We start from the raw sequence: 15169 nt of genomic DNA on the forward strand, positions 1-15169 counted from the left end.
AAAGCAATTGCAACACAATTTTAGATTTAGAATTGGTTGCAATTCAAAATCTGAATTAGAGTATCTAAATCTTCTTTCCTATGATTGGCAGTAATTACAATTCTATTTAAATTTTGAGTATCTGTTGAGTATTTAAAATTGGTTACTATGATCTTATTTGCGGTTAAAATTTCAGTAAGTCCAATGATTTTCGGATAAATAAGCGGATACTTGGGGTCAAAATGAATGGTTTTGTTTTTAATTAAATGAGCATCTATATACTGAATGTTTTCTTTTAGTTTTTGATGCTGTTGCAAATAAATTGCTGCTGCATCTGCCATAGTTTGTACAAATGCGGCATTCATTCCGGCACTGGAAATATAAGTATCGTAAGTTTTTATCTGATTAATAAATTCAGAATCACTGGCAATTACGCCACCCGTTAATCCAAAGGCTTTCCCTAAAGAGGCCATCATGATTTTTCTTTTGATGTTAGGAAGATTGATGGTCGAATAAATTCCGCAACCATTTGTTCCCAAAATTCCAAGCGAATGCGATTCGTCAATAACCAAAGTGATTTCTTTATTGGACGGAATCGAATTTAAAATCGAAAGATCGATTGGTCTTATCTGAAAGGATGGAACAGAATCCGTTAGAATCGTAATTTTTTCAGTTGCGGTATCTAGTAAACGAGGATTTAATTCATTTTCAGTAAAAACAGGTAAGCTGTTAGGAGCTTTGATGGCGCTGTGTGTGCCTGGAAAATGAAAAAAACAATCGGTTTGCGACTCGAGTATTTCAACAACTATTTTCCCTGCCAGCATACCGGATGAAAGCGTAAGTGCAGCATCTGCTTTGATAAAATGGGCTATAAAGCGTTCTCCGTTTTCGTAGGCAGTCAGTTGAATATTGGCACTTCTAGAACTTCCGTACGCCGTTCCCCATTGCAAAATATTTTTGATAATTAAGTTTTGAAATTCGGAATGTGTAGGCAAACCCAAATAAGCTGTTCCGCCAAAATAAAGATATTCTTCATTTTCTACTTCAATTATTCGATCTGGAAATTGATTGACTTTCATTTAAAACTACATTAAAGTTACACCGGTTCCGTTCAAGTCAGAATAGCTTATTTTGCCGAAATCAATGGTAATACCTGTGGCAATATCCTCGGATAATAATAGTGCGCCATCCATATCTACATAATCCAGTTGCGGTAATAAATGCGCAATTGCGGATATTCCAACTGTTGATTCGGTCATGCAGCCCACCATGGTTTTTAACCCTAATTTCTTGGCTTCCTGAATCATTCGTCTTCCGGGAGTTAGTCCTCCACATTTTACTAATTTGACATTTATCCCATGAAAATGATTGTGACATTTGGCTACATCTTCTTCTATAATACAACTTTCGTCGGCTATAATTGGTAAAACAGAATGTTTGAAAACTTCCTTGTGTTCTTCCCAATTGTTTGCCTTCATGGGTTGTTCCAAAAACTCGACACCTAATTTTTTTAGTTCAACGGCATTGTTTATGGTTTCTGCTACACCCCAGCCGCAGTTGGCATCAATTCTAAAAACAGCGTCAGTATGTTTCCTAAGTTCAGTAACAATGGCAATATCTTCCTTTGTACCTAATTTTATTTTATAAATTGGCCAAGGTAATTCTTTCATTTTAGCCACCATTTTTTCTATCGATGCAATTCCTATTGTGTAATCTGTCAATGGATTTTTATCGGTAGTGTAATTCCACAATTGGTACAGTTTTTTTTCTTTTTTACGAGCATACAAATCCGTAAAGGCCATATCCAAAGCGCATAAGGCAAACATATTGTTTTTTAAATACGGATGAATCGCAGCCCAAAATTCTTCAGGGGTTTCATTTGTTTTAGTTTCAATTACAGATCGAATTTTTTCCAAGTCCTGCATCATCACCGGAACAGTTGTCTTGTAGTACGGATTAGAAGTTGCCTCGCCAAAACCTGAATAACCATCACTTTGTAATTCCACAATCAAAGAAGGCTGAAAGTCTATAGATTCTCTCGAAATCGTGAATGTATGTTTCAGTTTAAGGTTGTATGCTCTTAAGATTAGTTCCATAAGGAATGTGATTTTAATGTTTGTTGTGTTTACTTGCAGCAGAATAATTTAGTAACCAAGCCATAAAACAGCTTTTACAAAACCATCACGCCATAATTTTTCATTGTGTTGTCCGCCTTTTACAATTTTCTTTTCATTCAAATTAAGGTAGGAACATCTATTGGAATTCAGTAAATATTCCATTTTATTCAAATCGGTCACCATATCTTCACTTTCATTGTCTCCACATAGAAAATAGATTTTAGACTTTATTTTTTTAGACTTTTCAGTCAGATCATAAATATCTTTGGTAAACCAAAAGGAAGGGGAAAATACTCCCGCTTTTCCAAATATCTCTGGGTATTTTAAAACAGCGTAATACGAAGTAAGACCGCCAAGGGAACTTCCCATGATGATAGTGTTTTTCTTGTCGGTTTTGGTTCTGAACGTTTTATCGATGTGCGGTTTTAAGGTTTTTACGATAAATTCTAAATAACGGTCTGCTTTTCCTCCTCCATATTTCTCGTTTTTAAAAGGCGTCAGTTCATCAATGCGTTTTTCATTTCCATGTTCAACTCCTATAACAATAACGGGTGCTTTTAGGCTATCCAGTTTTTCGTCTATATTCCATTCACCTGAATAAGAAGTTGTAGCGTCAAATAAATTTTGAGCATCATGCATGTAAATTACGGATAATTTTCTTTTGGATGTGGCATAATTTTGGGGTAAATACACCCAAATTTTCTTTGTCGATTGAAGCTGTGGAGCCTCGATAGTAAAAGTGGAAACTTGTTTTGATGCCGTACGCTGCTTCGAAGTTCTAACTGAAGGTCTTGGCTCTTGAGCGTTGATTTCTGGTATCAAAAAAAGGATAAACAGCAATAATAGGTATCGTTGAATCATTAGTTCGTTTTGTAATTCAATTTAAAAACAATATTTTAGCTAAAAATAATAATTTGATGGATACATTCGAAGAAAAGAGAAGTTTACTTTTGGAGATGATTGCTTTTTCTACAGTTGATGGTCATTTACACAAGAAAGAATATGATTTTTTGTTTATTGTAGCCAATGAATTGAATATAGAAAAAGGAGGTTTCAATGATTTGTTTCATTTAGAATTGCCACAGTTGCCCATTAAATCCGAATTTCAGCGGATACAGCAATTTTATAGATTGGCTTTACTGATGCATAGCGACGGAATTTTGCACAAGAAAGAAGCTGTTAACATCCAACAAATAGCAATTGAAATGGGACTTAATCCTGCTGCAACAAAACGAATTCTGAAGCTGATGGATGAAGCGCCAAACGCAATTATTAATTCTGAAGTCTTATTGACTGTTTTTCAAGAGCAACATAATTAAGTTAATTGTTGCTGCAATCTCTTGATGTCATCCCGTAATTTTGCCGCCTGCATAAAGTCCAGATCTTTTGCGGCTTTTTCCATCGATTTCCGTTTTTCCCGGATAAGTTTCTCGATTTCCGTTTTTGATAGATATGTAGTTTCCGGTTCTGCTGCGGCATTCAAAGTGAGACCCAATTCATAGTCTACCAAAGGATTTTTGGTAAATGCACTTTCTATTTTTTTGTTTAATGCCTGTGGTGTCTGATTGTTTTCAGTGTTATAATTGATTTGTTTGGTTCTGCGATAATTTGTTTCATCAATGGTTTTTTGCATGCTGGCGGTTATTTTATCCGCATACATAATTGCTTTACCGTTCAGGTTTCTTGCTGCGCGACCAATTGTTTGCGTAAGTGAGCGGTGACTTCGTAAAAAACCTTCTTTGTCTGCATCTAAAATGGCCACCAAAGAAACTTCCGGTAAATCCAGACCTTCACGAAGTAAATTGACACCAATTAATACATCAAAAATTCCTTTTCGTAAATCTTGCATGATTTCTATTCGTTCCAAAGTGTCGACTTCAGAATGAATATAGCGACAGCGAATATTGACTTTCGTTAAATATTTTGCGAGTTCTTCTGCCATTCTTTTGGTTAAAGTTGTCACTAAAACGCGTTCGTCAATTTCTGCCCGAACCTGAATTTCTTCGATTAAATCATCAATCTGGTTTAAACTTGGTCGGATTTCGATAATGGGATCCAATAATCCTGTCGGACGAATTACCTGTTCCACAACGACACCTTCCGTTTTTTGCAATTCATAATCAGCAGGTGTTGCTGAAACATAAATTACCTGATTTTGCATGGCTTCAAATTCTTCAAACTTCAAAGGGCGATTGTCCATTGCTGCAGGAAGTCGGAAACCATATTCCACTAAGTTCTCTTTTCGGCTTCTATCCCCGCCATACATAGCACTGACTTGTGAAAGTGTTACGTGACTTTCATCAACAACCATTAAGAAGTCACTTGGAAAATAATCCAGCAGGCAAAAAGGTCTTGTTCCAGGTAAACGACCATCCAGATAACGAGAATAATTTTCAATTCCGGAGCAATAACCCAGTTCCCGAATCATTTCCAAATCAAAATTGGTACGTTCTTCCAGTCGTTTAGCTTCCAGATGTTTTCCAATTTCCTTAAAATAATCGACTTGTTTTACTAAATCCTGTTGGATTTCCCAAATCGCACCTTGTAAAACATCCGGTGAAGTCACGAACATATTGGCCGGATAAATCGTCAGTTTATCAAATTTTTCAAGTACTTGAGAGTTCTTGGTGTCAAAACTTTCGATTTCCTCGATTTCATCACCAAAGAAATGGATTCGGTAGGCTTCGTCAGCATAACTAGGATACACATCAACGGTGTCTCCTTTTATTCTAAAACTTCCAGGATTAAAGTCGGCTTCCGTTCTGGAATATAAACTTTGCACCAGTTGATGTAATAATTTGGTGCGGGAAATAATTTGTCCTTTCTCAATTGGTATCAAGTTTTTCTGAAATTCGACAGGATTTCCAATACCGTACAAACACGAAACGGAGGCCACAACTAAAATGTCTCTTCGTCCAGAAAGCAAGGATGCAGTGGTTGACATTCGCATTTTTTCCAGTTCTTCATTGATGGATAAATCCTTTTCGATGAAAACGCCGGTTACAGGCATAAAAGCTTCGGGTTGGTAATAATCGTAATAGGAAACGAAATATTCCACGGCATTGTTCGGGAAGAATTGCTTGAATTCCGAGTATAATTGTGCCGCCAACGTTTTGTTGTGTGCCAAAACCAAAGTGGGTCTTTGTACTTCCTGAATTACATTGGCTACCGTAAATGTTTTTCCGGATCCGGTAACACCCAATAAAGTTTGGAATTTATCACCATCAATAATCCCCTGAACTAATTTGTCAATCGCTTGTGGTTGGTCGCCTTTGGGCTGGTAATCGGATACTACTTGAAAATTCATTGGTGTTAAGTGGCAAAGTTTTAGAGCTGTAAAGATACAAGTTTGGATTCTTTTTTTTACCAAAGGATGAGCCAAAAAAAAACCATTCGCGTGGGCGAATGGTTTTTAGTGTAAAACAGGGAGTTCTAGAAACTCAAGCTTAATCGAGCGAAAAGAAATCTTCCGTTTTGACCAAATTGAGAGGTGTTTCTTGAATATGCAAATTGATTTGCATTTGACAAGTCAATTGTTGTTGCATTGGCAGCATAAGTTACATTGCCATTTGTGTCAACACCATTTGCTCTTTTTGCAGTTTGTGTACCAAGATTTACATCAGGATAGATATCAAAAATATTGTTAGCCCCAATTACAACTTTTGTAGTTTCCGTAATTTTGAAACCAACAGATAAATCAGTGATTATTTTTGCGCCCCAGATTGGATGCTCAATTTCGACTGCTAGACCATTTATTATTGCTCCTTCAACTCTTCCATCTCCATTTACATCAGCCGTATTTGGATCAGTAACCTGGCCGAAGTAAACATTTCTCAAAAAGAAATCGAATTTTTTATAAGTAAAGGAGTTGGTTAAATTTCCTTTAACTCTTGGAATGGCTTCTTCTAGATAGACTCTGCTCATTTCAGAAAAATAGCGGTTGATTTGACCATTAGCAACTAAAGTAGGTGAACCTTTAATCGCGCCCACTTGTCTTGTTTGAGAAAAAGTAGTAGCTAAATCAGATTTGATTACTATAGCTCCTAAATTTAGCTTATGTGTTATAATGATATCAATTCCTTTAGACTCTGTACTAATAGCATTGGCAAAAAAGGTTGCCGCATTTGCTCCAGCGAGATCAAATTGTAATTGAAGCTCTCTCTGTGGCGTTCCGTCAGCAAACGTTCCCGATGGACGAGAAAATTGATCCGTCAAAGTTACTCTGTCATCTATTCTTACAATATAAGCATCGGCAGTCAAAGTAATGTTTCCTTCTGGAATCTTAGCGGTAAAACCAATACTGGCACTTTTAGATTCTTCTTGTTTCAATTGTGGGATTCCAAGGGCTTGTGCTGCCGGGGAATCATTACTAAATGTGCTTACTTCAAATGGTACACCACCAACAAATTGAGTCGCTGTAGCATTAAAATTGATTTGATGTAAAGAAGGAGCGCGAAAACCTGTGGAAACAGCACCACGCAAATTAATGTTGTCTGTTAGTTTATAACGACTGGCAACTTTAAAATTAGTAGTGTTTCCGAAATCAGAATAGTTTTCAAAACGAACGGCTCCGTTCAATAACCATTTTTCTGTAACATCATATTCAAGATCTCCATAAATAGCGGTACTGTTACGACCTTTGTCAATAGCATTTGTTGGCCTGAAACCCGGAAATACTTGGGAGCCATTCCCTCTAATAGATCCAAAGAAATCAGTTACGATCAGATTAGCGGGGGTTACTCCTGGTAAAGCGACATCACCATTTATATCATATAAATTATATGATTCTGGTTGTCCTGCACTAATACTATAGTTTTCATTTCGGTATTCAGCTCCAAAAGCAACGTTCAAATCACCAAATTTTCGGTTCATGTCGAAATTGGTTGTGTTTTGGCTAAAGGCTAATCCACCAGCGTCAAATTCAGTAGGAGAGTTTTCTCTCATGGAAGAATTGACGGTATTTTCAACGCCATAATCAAATGCATTTCTTCCAAAAGTATTGCTTAAGTCAAAATTCCAATTTTCGAAAATTATACCTCTAAGACCCGCTGCTGCTGAGATATCGTTGATTGTTGAATGTATTTCTGGTAAAAAACCATTTGGATACAAACCGGTATACGATCTAGATTGATTTGGTCTTCTGTAAAAACCGGCGGCTTCACCAGTTCTGTTGCTGTTTCCTCCAAAAGCATACAATTCTAATTTATCAGTTAAAGGATAGGCAGCATTTACAAAGAATTGTGAGCTTTGAAGTGATGATTGACCTACTCGCATATTAAAATCATTTCGTACTAAACCTCTAGCACCAAGTTCCTCCGAAGTTACGTCAACTCCTAATAAAGCTCTCATCCCGGATAAATTTCCATTCGATGCGGCAGTTTGAATAGCAGTTTTTGTTGTTGCATCAAAATAACTTACTTGTTGCGCATACGTATTAATTGTGTTCAGCAAACCGTTATAAAAACCAGGGGTAGTGTTTAACGTATTCGCATACAAACTATTAATGTTAATACCTGCTATTCTAGCTCTTTCTTCAACAGCATTGTATCGGTTAAATAAATTTCCTTTAACTTCTTTAGCACGACTTGTTTGACCTCGCAATTGAGCACTTGCCGTAATATTAATGAAACTTTTTTCCTTTCCTAAATTTGTTCCGTAGTTCAAGTCAATTTGAATGTTGTTTCCATCATTTCCACCGGTATGGTCGTTAGCATTTTTAGAAAAATGACTTCCTCCAAAAAGGTTTATTTCTAATTTTTTAGTATCTTTTTTCATGTTGATGTTGATTACACCAGCAATAGCATCTGAGCCATATTGAGCTGAAGCTCCATCTCTTAATACCTCAATTTTTTCGATAGCAAAAGCGGGAATGGAATTCAAGTCGGTACCTACAGCTCCTCTACCAGGTGATCCATTAATATTTACCAAAGAAGAAGTGTGTCTTCTTTTTCCGTTTATTAAAACCAATACTTGGTCTGGTCCTAAACCTCTTAATTGTGCAGGGTCAATGTGATCCGTTCCATCAGCTACAGTGGTTGTATTTGAGGTAAATGATGGCGCAACCATATTTAAAATCTGATTCAAATTCGTTTGAGCACCTTGTGAAGCGATCTCTTTCATAGAAATAACATCAATAGGTACTGCAGATTCCGTTACGGTTCTTGTAGGATTACGGGAGCCCATTATAACTATATTTTGTAATGTTTCGCCACTTCCCGTTAAAGTAATGTTTAGTGTACTTCCTGTGATTTTAACTGATTTTGTTTCTAAACCTACATAGGAGAATTGTAAAATATCTCCAATTTTTGCAGTAATGGTGTATTTACCATCTATATCTGAAGTAGTGCCCTTTGCAATTCCTTTGATCATAATGGTTGTTCCAGGTAAGGTGGCGTTGGAGTCGTCAGTAACAACACCGGAGACTCTAATTTCTTGGGCAGTTATTACTGCTGAAAAAATTAAAGTTAGAATAAAGAAAAGTTTTTTCATTTTTGGTAATTTAATGTTAGAACCGTAAAAATACTACTTAAATGGCGTTAATTAGAATAAAAACAATCAAGATATTTGTTAAATGGCAAATAATTATTATTTACATTTTTTTTTATGAAAAAACTAGTTTGAGTTCTTCTTATTGAACATGTACTATTTTTATTGATAAAGATCTTTCATTTCTAACCAGAATGAGGAGTAATTAGGCTGATTTTTTAAAATTTCCAAGCTTTTTGTTGTGCTTCACTGAGGAAAGTCCAAGCAATAATTCGGCTAGTTTTTTGGCCTTGAGCCATATCGATGGTTTTAATTTCGACCACACTTACTTTGTTTAATGTTTTGTAAAGACTGGAAAGATTCTCTTTTTTAGATACCAAAGTTGTAAACCACAAGCACTGCATCGGATATTTTGCACTTTCGTAAATCATCTGGGTTACAAAACCTAATTCACCGCCTTCACACCACAATTCTGCATTGTGACCACCAAAATTTAAAACAGGTTTAGCGTCACTTCGTTCGGCTGTACCTCGGGTTGTAGTTTTAGCATTTTCTAAATTGTTGATTTTTCGAATCGTGCTTTTCGTGGCTTCATCTTGCGAGGCATGAAAAGGTGGGTTACAAATGGTAAACGTAAATTTGTCTTCGGGAGTGATTATATTTTTAAAAATAAAGCGCGATTCCGTTTGTTGTTGTAAGCTGATAGCGTCAATCAATTTTGGATTTTCTTCAATAATGGCACTGCAATTTTCAATTGCTTTTAAATCGGTATCTGTACCTACAAAACTCCATCCGTACGCTGAATTACCAATTATAGGATAAATGCAATTCGCACCTACGCCTATATCTAAGCCTTGAACGGTTTCTCCTTCAGGAATGATTCCGTTGTTGCTTGAAGCTAATAAATCTGCTATATAATGGATGTAATCCGCTCTTCCGGGAATGGGCGGACAAAGATAATTTTTAGGAATATCCCAGTTTTGAATGTCGTAATGGGACAACAATAATGCTTTGTTAAGCGACTTTACCGCATCGGGATTACTAAAATCAATTGTTTCTTCCAAAGCGTCTGGATTGTGCTTATTGGCGGAAACAAAAGGCTTTAATTCAGGGGATTTTTGAATTAGTTCCTCAAAATCATATCCAAATCTATCCAGATTTCTGGGATGTAAATTAGTCTTTTCGGTAATCGTTTTCGCTTTCATTTTTTTTATTTCGATGCAAATATAGGCATAACTATTTTGTAAAAGTACAAAGACGACTTTGACTCATTAAACAGATGAAAAAATGAACCACATAGAAACATAGAATTTAATTTAATTTTTGATTTAAATCTGTTCCGAACAGTCAAAATTTAGGTGACATAGAAAAAAAGCCAATGCTTTTTTTTCTATTGTGAACTCTTATCACTGTCAAAATTTATTTTTACAGGAATAAACACTATGTTTCTATGTGGTTTAAACTTCAATTTGTTTTAATGCGTTTGATCTGACTATGACCCATTAAACAGATCGAAAATAAATCATAAAATTAGAATATTGCCGTTTTTTAGAACCATAAAAACGGTTACTTTTATAAAACACACAAATAGTATGACTTTTATACCCGCTACTTTTCATTTCAAAAAGAGATACATAGTTTACAGTTTAATTTTTTTGTATATCGTAATGTGTCAGTCTTGTATGACGATGCGATTTTCGAATAAAGAGACATCAAAATTTTTTGCTCCATCAAAAATAGAATTTCAGGATAAAACAATTGCTTTTGAAGGCTATAAAATACATTATGTAGAAACGGGTAATGCGCAAAATCCGACATTGTTTTTTGTACACGGTTCGCCCGGAAGCTGGAATGCCTTCAAAGAATATCTTAAAGATACTTTATTGCTGAAAAAATACCGAATGATTGCGATTGATCGACCGGGTTTTGGATACAGTGATTTTGGTGATGCTCAAAATTTAAGGGAGCAATCTCAAAGAATATCTGAGTTTATAAAAAAAACCGATAATAAAAAGCCGCTAATTTTGGTTGGGCATTCTGTAGGCGGACCAGTTGTGGCTCAATTGGCTGCGGATAATCCTTCTTGGTACAAAAGATTGGTGATACTGGCAGGATCATTGGACCCGAAAGCTGAAAACCCAGAGAAATGGAGAACGGTTATCAAGGCAAAGCCTTTGCGGTATTTGATTCCCGGAGCATTGCGTCCTTCTAATGATGAGTTGTGGTGGCTGAAACAGGATTTGGTAGCTTTAGAGCCAGAACTAAAAAAAATTACTTGTGCGGTTACGATTATTCATGGAACAAAAGATGTTTTGGTGCCGTACAGCAATGTTGCCTTTATGCAAAAAAAGTTTACCAATGCTAAATCAATCGATGCAATAACGATCAAAAAAGCGAATCATTTTATTCCTTGGAGTTACTATGAAATTATAAGAAATATATTGTTAAAAATGTAATAAAACTAATCCAGGCATTCCATCATTAATAGATCACCTTCATTATGTTCTATTGTTACGATTCCGTCTTTGAGGACGTGGTTGCTGCTGCCGGTTCTGTAACCAATAGTCAGACTATCATCTTTCAGCGGATAAAATAAATTATCAGAATGAATTCCAGTGACGTGACCTACAGGGATTAATGAAATAGGAGTGTTTGCCGTATACCATTTTTCGAATTTTTTAGGCAAAAGGAATACTTTTGAGTGATCGTCCAGAATGACAATTTTCAATAAATTTCTATATCTCGTAATGTTGGTAATATTGGTTATGGTATGATCAGCTCTTCGTCCGGTGGCCCAAACGACGTTTACAGCAGGAATTTTTTTTTCGATTAAATAGTCAAAAGCTTTTTCTAAATCGGTTTTATTCTGATCCGGAGTATGAATTATTTCGATGGGATATTGAGACGTTTTATAAATTTCTGGGTCAAATCCTCGGTCAAAATCTCCTAAAAGCACATCGACTTTGATGTCTAGTTCCATAACGCGAACCATAGCCGAATCTAATACGACCACGAGTGGTGACCATTCCAGTAATTGACCCAATAGTTCCGGGTTACAGGAAGCGCCATTGGCAATGATTAAAGCAGGTTCTTGGTCGTCGCGAACGATATGGTGTGAAGACATTGTGAATTATGAATTATGAATTATGGTGTAAAAGTAAATAAAAGTTCTCGTTTTATCTCTCACGTACTAGCCCGGATGGCAATGAAAACCAAAACAGGTTGTAAACTTTAGTTTTCCGGCAGTAGAAGAGCGACCAAAGGAAGCTCCTTATACGGTCTGGAAAACTGTTTAGAGCCTGTTTTTGGTTGTAATGAACAGCCGGATTAGCTCCTGATTATTCAATCGTGTAACTTCTAACATCAACTTCGCTAAGGGAGAAATAACCCAAAGGATAATTAGCCGAATCCGTGGTGTTGATTATGTTTCCTCTTACGGTAGCAGGCGGAGATTGAAACGGTCCGCCACCATTATTTCCTGCAATACTCACTAATACACTCATGTAATTGTAGTATGCTTTTGAAATTCCGAAGTGGATTATTTCAATTTTATCGTCTTTTTTTAACTCGTCATTTTGTGACATACTGAAAAATTCGTTTCCGTTGAAAAACTCATCTTGGTCAACATAAAAATTTGATTTTGCTTGGTTTGAATACACATATTTGTACAGGTAATAATTGGTTTCACCCGCTGGATCTTGGTAGAATGTTTTAATTTCAATGTCAGTCCCTGTAAAACCGCCTTGATTGTTTTGAACAATTTTTGTGATTGGCGTAACGGGTTTTAGTGTATCGGTTGCGGTATACGTATTGCCATTGCTGATAACTGTCAGTGTATAGGTTTCGTTGATTACCGGTATAAAAGTAACGCAAGTATATTCGCCGGTATTTGCAATTTCCGAAAAAGTAAAAACCACATTAGCACTATTTTTTATAGACACTGTTGCTCCGGAAACTTTTGGAATAGTTGTACCGTAAAATCCAGTTGTTGTAGTCAGTTTTATTTTTTGTTGATTTCCCGAAGTTCTTTTTTTCCAATTAATTGCTGCTTCAATTACCAGTTTTGGTGGAGCATTATCTAAATCTACTTCGACAACATCTTCGCAACTTGCCGAAAAAATAGCGATGAGAAGTACCAGATATAGTGTTATTTTTTTCATGATTTTATTTTTTATTTAGTTGCCTTGTAGAATGCTAAGCTTAAAATTTAAAGTTATAGCTCACCGCTGGAACTACACCAAATATCGAAGTTTTTACAGCTTCATTGATTCCTGTATCTGTATTTTGTCTAAAATTAATAGAAGCGGCATTTTTCCGATTGTACAAATTGTAAATGCTAAAAACCCATTCGCCTTTCCATTGGCGGTCTTTATTGCTTTTAGGAGTCAAAGTAGCGGCAATATCCAGGTGGTGGTAAGCGGGGAGCCGATTTCTATTTCTCAATCCATAACTGGGTAGATTGATGCCTAAGTATTCATATTGTCCAACAGGATATGTTACCGGTTGCCCAGTTTGCAGGGCAAAATTAGCTCCAAAAGACCATTTTTCATTTAGATTGTAGGAACTGGTTATTGCAATATTGTGCAGTTTGTCATATACGGAATTGTACCATTGGCCGTTGTTGATTCCGGTTTCGATTGAGGTTCTTCCAGGAGTTTGTTGCTCGGATTTGGATAATGTATACGATATCCAGCCATTAAATTTCCCTTCGTTTTTTCGGAACATGATTTCTAAACCGTATGATCGTAATTGCCCGTTCAGGATTATTTGTTCAATGGCTTTATTGGCAATCAAATTAGCACCATCAATATAATCCAAGCGGTTTTGCACTTCTTTATAATACGTTTCTACTTCAAGGGAATACATTCCTTCTTGAAAGTTTTTAAAATAACCCAAAGCCACCTGATCTGCAATTTGGGGTTTAATGAAATTATCGCTTGGCGTCCAGACATCAAGTGGAGTTGGCGATGTGGTGTTCGAAATTAATTGTAAATACTGCACCATCCTGTTGTAACTTGCTTTTATGGATTGGTTGTCATTGATTTTGTACGCCAATGAAAAACGAGGTTCCAGATAATTATAGCTTTGGATGACTTTATTTTTGTCGTAAAATTCAGTGTTAATTGGAGTTGCTTTTTCATAAATCTGTAATTCCGAATTGAAGAGAACCGGATTGTCATTTTCATAAATATTCACGGTAGATTGCCCTAAACGGTAAAATATACTGTATCGAAGTCCGTAGGAAAGGGCTATTCTGTCGGATATTTCGTGATCAGCGTTGATGTAAACTGCGGGTTCAAAAGCATATTTTTTATCCAATTGAGCAAAATTTATTCCGGAGTCCGTATCAGATGGCTTGATGGTTCCCGGATTGAATTCGTAATAAATTCCGTTTACTCCGTAATTCAATTTGAATATATCTGAAATATAATTCTTGAAATCGTATTTGATATTGTAATTTTTGATGCCGGAATCCCATTTGAACCCTACAAAATCCAAATCCAAACCGTAATAATAATCGCTGTAAATGAGCGATAAATTAGAAAATAATTTTTCAGAAAACAAGTGATTCCAGCGCAAGTTTAAAGTGGTGTTTCCATAAATATTGGTAAAACTTTTGTTCAGGCTGAAGACATCTCGGCCAAAATAACCCGATAAATACAGACTGTTATTTGCATCTAATTTATAACTCAACTTGGTATTTAGGTCATAAAAATAAGCGGAGTTGTTTTTTTGTTTTTCGGATAGCTTCAGGAATAAATGCGCATAGGAACTTCTGCCACCAATCAGGAAGGAACCTTTGTCTTTTACCAATGGTCCTTCGGCCAAAATGCGACTGGAAATCAATCCGATTCCTCCATTGACATGAAAATTTTTGCTGTTGCCGTCTTTTTGATAAATATCCAACACAGAAGAGGCTCTTCCACCATAACGAGCTGGAATTCCGCCTTTGTACAACTTCAAATCTTTGATGGCATCCGGATTAAAAACAGAGAAAAAACCAAAAACGTGTGAAGAATTGAATATGGTAGCTTCATCGAGCAGAATTAAATTCTGGTCGGCACCGCCACCACGAACATTAAATCCTGAAGCGCCTTCACCAGCATTTGTAACACCGGGCAGTAATAAAATAGATTTTAAAACATCGACTTCGCCCAGCACAACGGGCATTTTCTTGATCGCTGAAATGGAGAGTTTATTGACGCTCATTTCGGGTTTTTTGATGTCTATTTTGGTTTCATTATCCGTAATAACAACTTCTTTCAAGGCGGTTTCATCACTGAATAAATTAAAATTATTTTTTAGGTTTTGACTCAAGTCGATTAGCTCTTCCTTGGTTTGAAATCCCAAATAACTGATTTGGACGTTATAGATTCCTTTTGGAACTGTGATGGAGTAAAATCCATATTCATTGGTAGTTACTCCGGTTTTGAGTTCAAGGATTACAATGTTGACGCCTATTAAAGTTTCGTTGCTGTTGGCGTCAATAATAGTTCCGCTTAGCGTAAATTTCTCTTGAGCGAAGCATGAAAAGGAGCATAGTAATACCACTAAAAAGGGAATAATTTTCTTTGGAGTCATTGTTT

Annotated in this window: 11 protein-coding genes; 2 read left to right on the top strand and 9 right to left on the bottom strand. The window is 36.2% G+C overall.

All coding sequences use genetic code 11. The features are described from left to right. Positions 1–26 precede the first annotated feature (26 nt). Genes EKL95_RS14065 through EKL95_RS14075 form a run of 3 tightly spaced genes read right to left on the bottom strand, consistent with a single transcriptional unit; the run spans position 27 to position 2957 of the window. Positions 27–1058, bottom strand: coding sequence for an aminotransferase class I/II-fold pyridoxal phosphate-dependent enzyme (locus EKL95_RS14065; protein ID WP_126564468.1), 1032 nt, complete (start codon positions 1056–1058; stop codon positions 27–29). A gap of 6 nt (positions 1059–1064) precedes the next feature. Next, positions 1065–2075, bottom strand: a complete 1011-nt coding sequence (locus EKL95_RS14070; RefSeq protein WP_126554321.1) for a dipeptide epimerase — start codon at positions 2073–2075, stop codon at positions 1065–1067. A 48-nt stretch (positions 2076–2123) separates the two neighbouring features. Beyond that, positions 2124–2957: an alpha/beta hydrolase gene (locus tag EKL95_RS14075; protein WP_126564469.1), complete on the bottom strand. Its 834-nt coding sequence runs from the start codon at positions 2955–2957 to the stop codon at positions 2124–2126. Between the two features lie 56 nt (positions 2958–3013). Between EKL95_RS14075 and EKL95_RS14080 the strand changes: the two genes are divergently transcribed. Next, on the top strand, positions 3014–3415 hold the full coding sequence (locus tag EKL95_RS14080; RefSeq protein ID WP_126454617.1) for an excinuclease ABC subunit B: 402 nt from the start codon (positions 3014–3016) through the stop codon (positions 3413–3415). Here the strand turns inward: EKL95_RS14080 and uvrB are convergent. The 3 genes from uvrB to rlmF form a co-directional block, all read right to left on the bottom strand. Beyond that, positions 3412–5403, bottom strand: coding sequence for an excinuclease ABC subunit UvrB (gene uvrB / locus EKL95_RS14085; RefSeq protein WP_126460190.1), 1992 nt, complete (start codon positions 5401–5403; stop codon positions 3412–3414). The genes EKL95_RS14080 and uvrB overlap by 4 nt on opposite strands. 125 nt (positions 5404–5528) lie before the next feature. Further along, positions 5529–8585, bottom strand: a complete 3057-nt coding sequence (locus EKL95_RS14090) for a TonB-dependent receptor domain-containing protein (RefSeq protein ID WP_126460193.1) — start codon at positions 8583–8585, stop codon at positions 5529–5531. Positions 8586–8800: 215 nt separating this feature from the next. After that, positions 8801–9787: a 23S rRNA (adenine(1618)-N(6))-methyltransferase RlmF gene (gene rlmF / locus EKL95_RS14095; RefSeq protein ID WP_126460196.1), complete on the bottom strand. Its 987-nt coding sequence runs from the start codon at positions 9785–9787 to the stop codon at positions 8801–8803. 387 nt (positions 9788–10174) lie between these two features. Between rlmF and EKL95_RS14100 the strand changes: the two genes are divergently transcribed. After that, the gene (locus tag EKL95_RS14100; RefSeq protein WP_126460200.1) at positions 10175–11038 is read left to right on the top strand and encodes an alpha/beta fold hydrolase; all 864 of its coding nucleotides are present in this window, start codon (positions 10175–10177) and stop codon (positions 11036–11038) included. Between the two features lie 5 nt (positions 11039–11043). On the opposite strand, the gene EKL95_RS14105 is transcribed toward EKL95_RS14100, so the two are convergent. From EKL95_RS14105 to EKL95_RS14115, 3 genes are all read right to left on the bottom strand, one after another. Then, positions 11044–11706 (bottom strand): thiamine diphosphokinase, encoded by a 663-nt coding sequence (locus EKL95_RS14105; protein WP_126564470.1) that lies wholly within the window; start codon positions 11704–11706, stop codon positions 11044–11046. Between the two features lie 214 nt (positions 11707–11920). Then, positions 11921–12742: a DUF4249 domain-containing protein gene (locus tag EKL95_RS14110; protein ID WP_126564471.1), complete on the bottom strand. Its 822-nt coding sequence runs from the start codon at positions 12740–12742 to the stop codon at positions 11921–11923. 40 nt (positions 12743–12782) lie between these two features. Then, positions 12783–15164 carry a TonB-dependent receptor gene (locus EKL95_RS14115; protein ID WP_126460209.1) on the bottom strand — a complete coding sequence of 794 codons (2382 nt, stop codon included), beginning with the start codon at positions 15162–15164 and terminating at the stop codon, positions 12783–12785. Between the last annotated feature and the right edge of the window lie 5 nt (positions 15165–15169).

This window comes from Flavobacterium sp. LB2P53, from assembly GCF_003970305.1.
Classification (GTDB): Bacteria; Bacteroidota; Bacteroidia; order Flavobacteriales; family Flavobacteriaceae; genus Flavobacterium.

Excerpts from the sequence above, each read along its gene's own strand:
- EKL95_RS14065 (WP_126564468.1), bottom strand. The coding sequence starts at position 1,058 with ATGAAAGTCAATCAATTTCCAGATCGAATAATTGAAGTAGAAAATGAA.
- EKL95_RS14070 (WP_126554321.1), bottom strand. The coding sequence starts at position 2,075 with ATGGAACTAATCTTAAGAGCATACAACCTTAAACTGAAACATACATTC.
- EKL95_RS14075 (WP_126564469.1), bottom strand. The coding sequence starts at position 2,957 with ATGATTCAACGATACCTATTATTGCTGTTTATCCTTTTTTTGATACCA.
- EKL95_RS14080 (WP_126454617.1), top strand. The coding sequence starts at position 3,014 with ATGGATACATTCGAAGAAAAGAGAAGTTTACTTTTGGAGATGATTGCT.
- uvrB (WP_126460190.1), bottom strand. The coding sequence starts at position 5,403 with ATGAATTTTCAAGTAGTATCCGATTACCAGCCCAAAGGCGACCAACCA.
- EKL95_RS14090 (WP_126460193.1), bottom strand. The coding sequence starts at position 8,585 with ATGAAAAAACTTTTCTTTATTCTAACTTTAATTTTTTCAGCAGTAATA.
- rlmF (WP_126460196.1), bottom strand. The coding sequence starts at position 9,787 with ATGAAAGCGAAAACGATTACCGAAAAGACTAATTTACATCCCAGAAAT.
- EKL95_RS14100 (WP_126460200.1), top strand. The coding sequence starts at position 10,175 with ATGACTTTTATACCCGCTACTTTTCATTTCAAAAAGAGATACATAGTT.
- EKL95_RS14105 (WP_126564470.1), bottom strand. The coding sequence starts at position 11,706 with ATGTCTTCACACCATATCGTTCGCGACGACCAAGAACCTGCTTTAATC.
- EKL95_RS14110 (WP_126564471.1), bottom strand. The coding sequence starts at position 12,742 with ATGAAAAAAATAACACTATATCTGGTACTTCTCATCGCTATTTTTTCG.
- EKL95_RS14115 (WP_126460209.1), bottom strand. The coding sequence starts at position 15,164 with ATGACTCCAAAGAAAATTATTCCCTTTTTAGTGGTATTACTATGCTCC.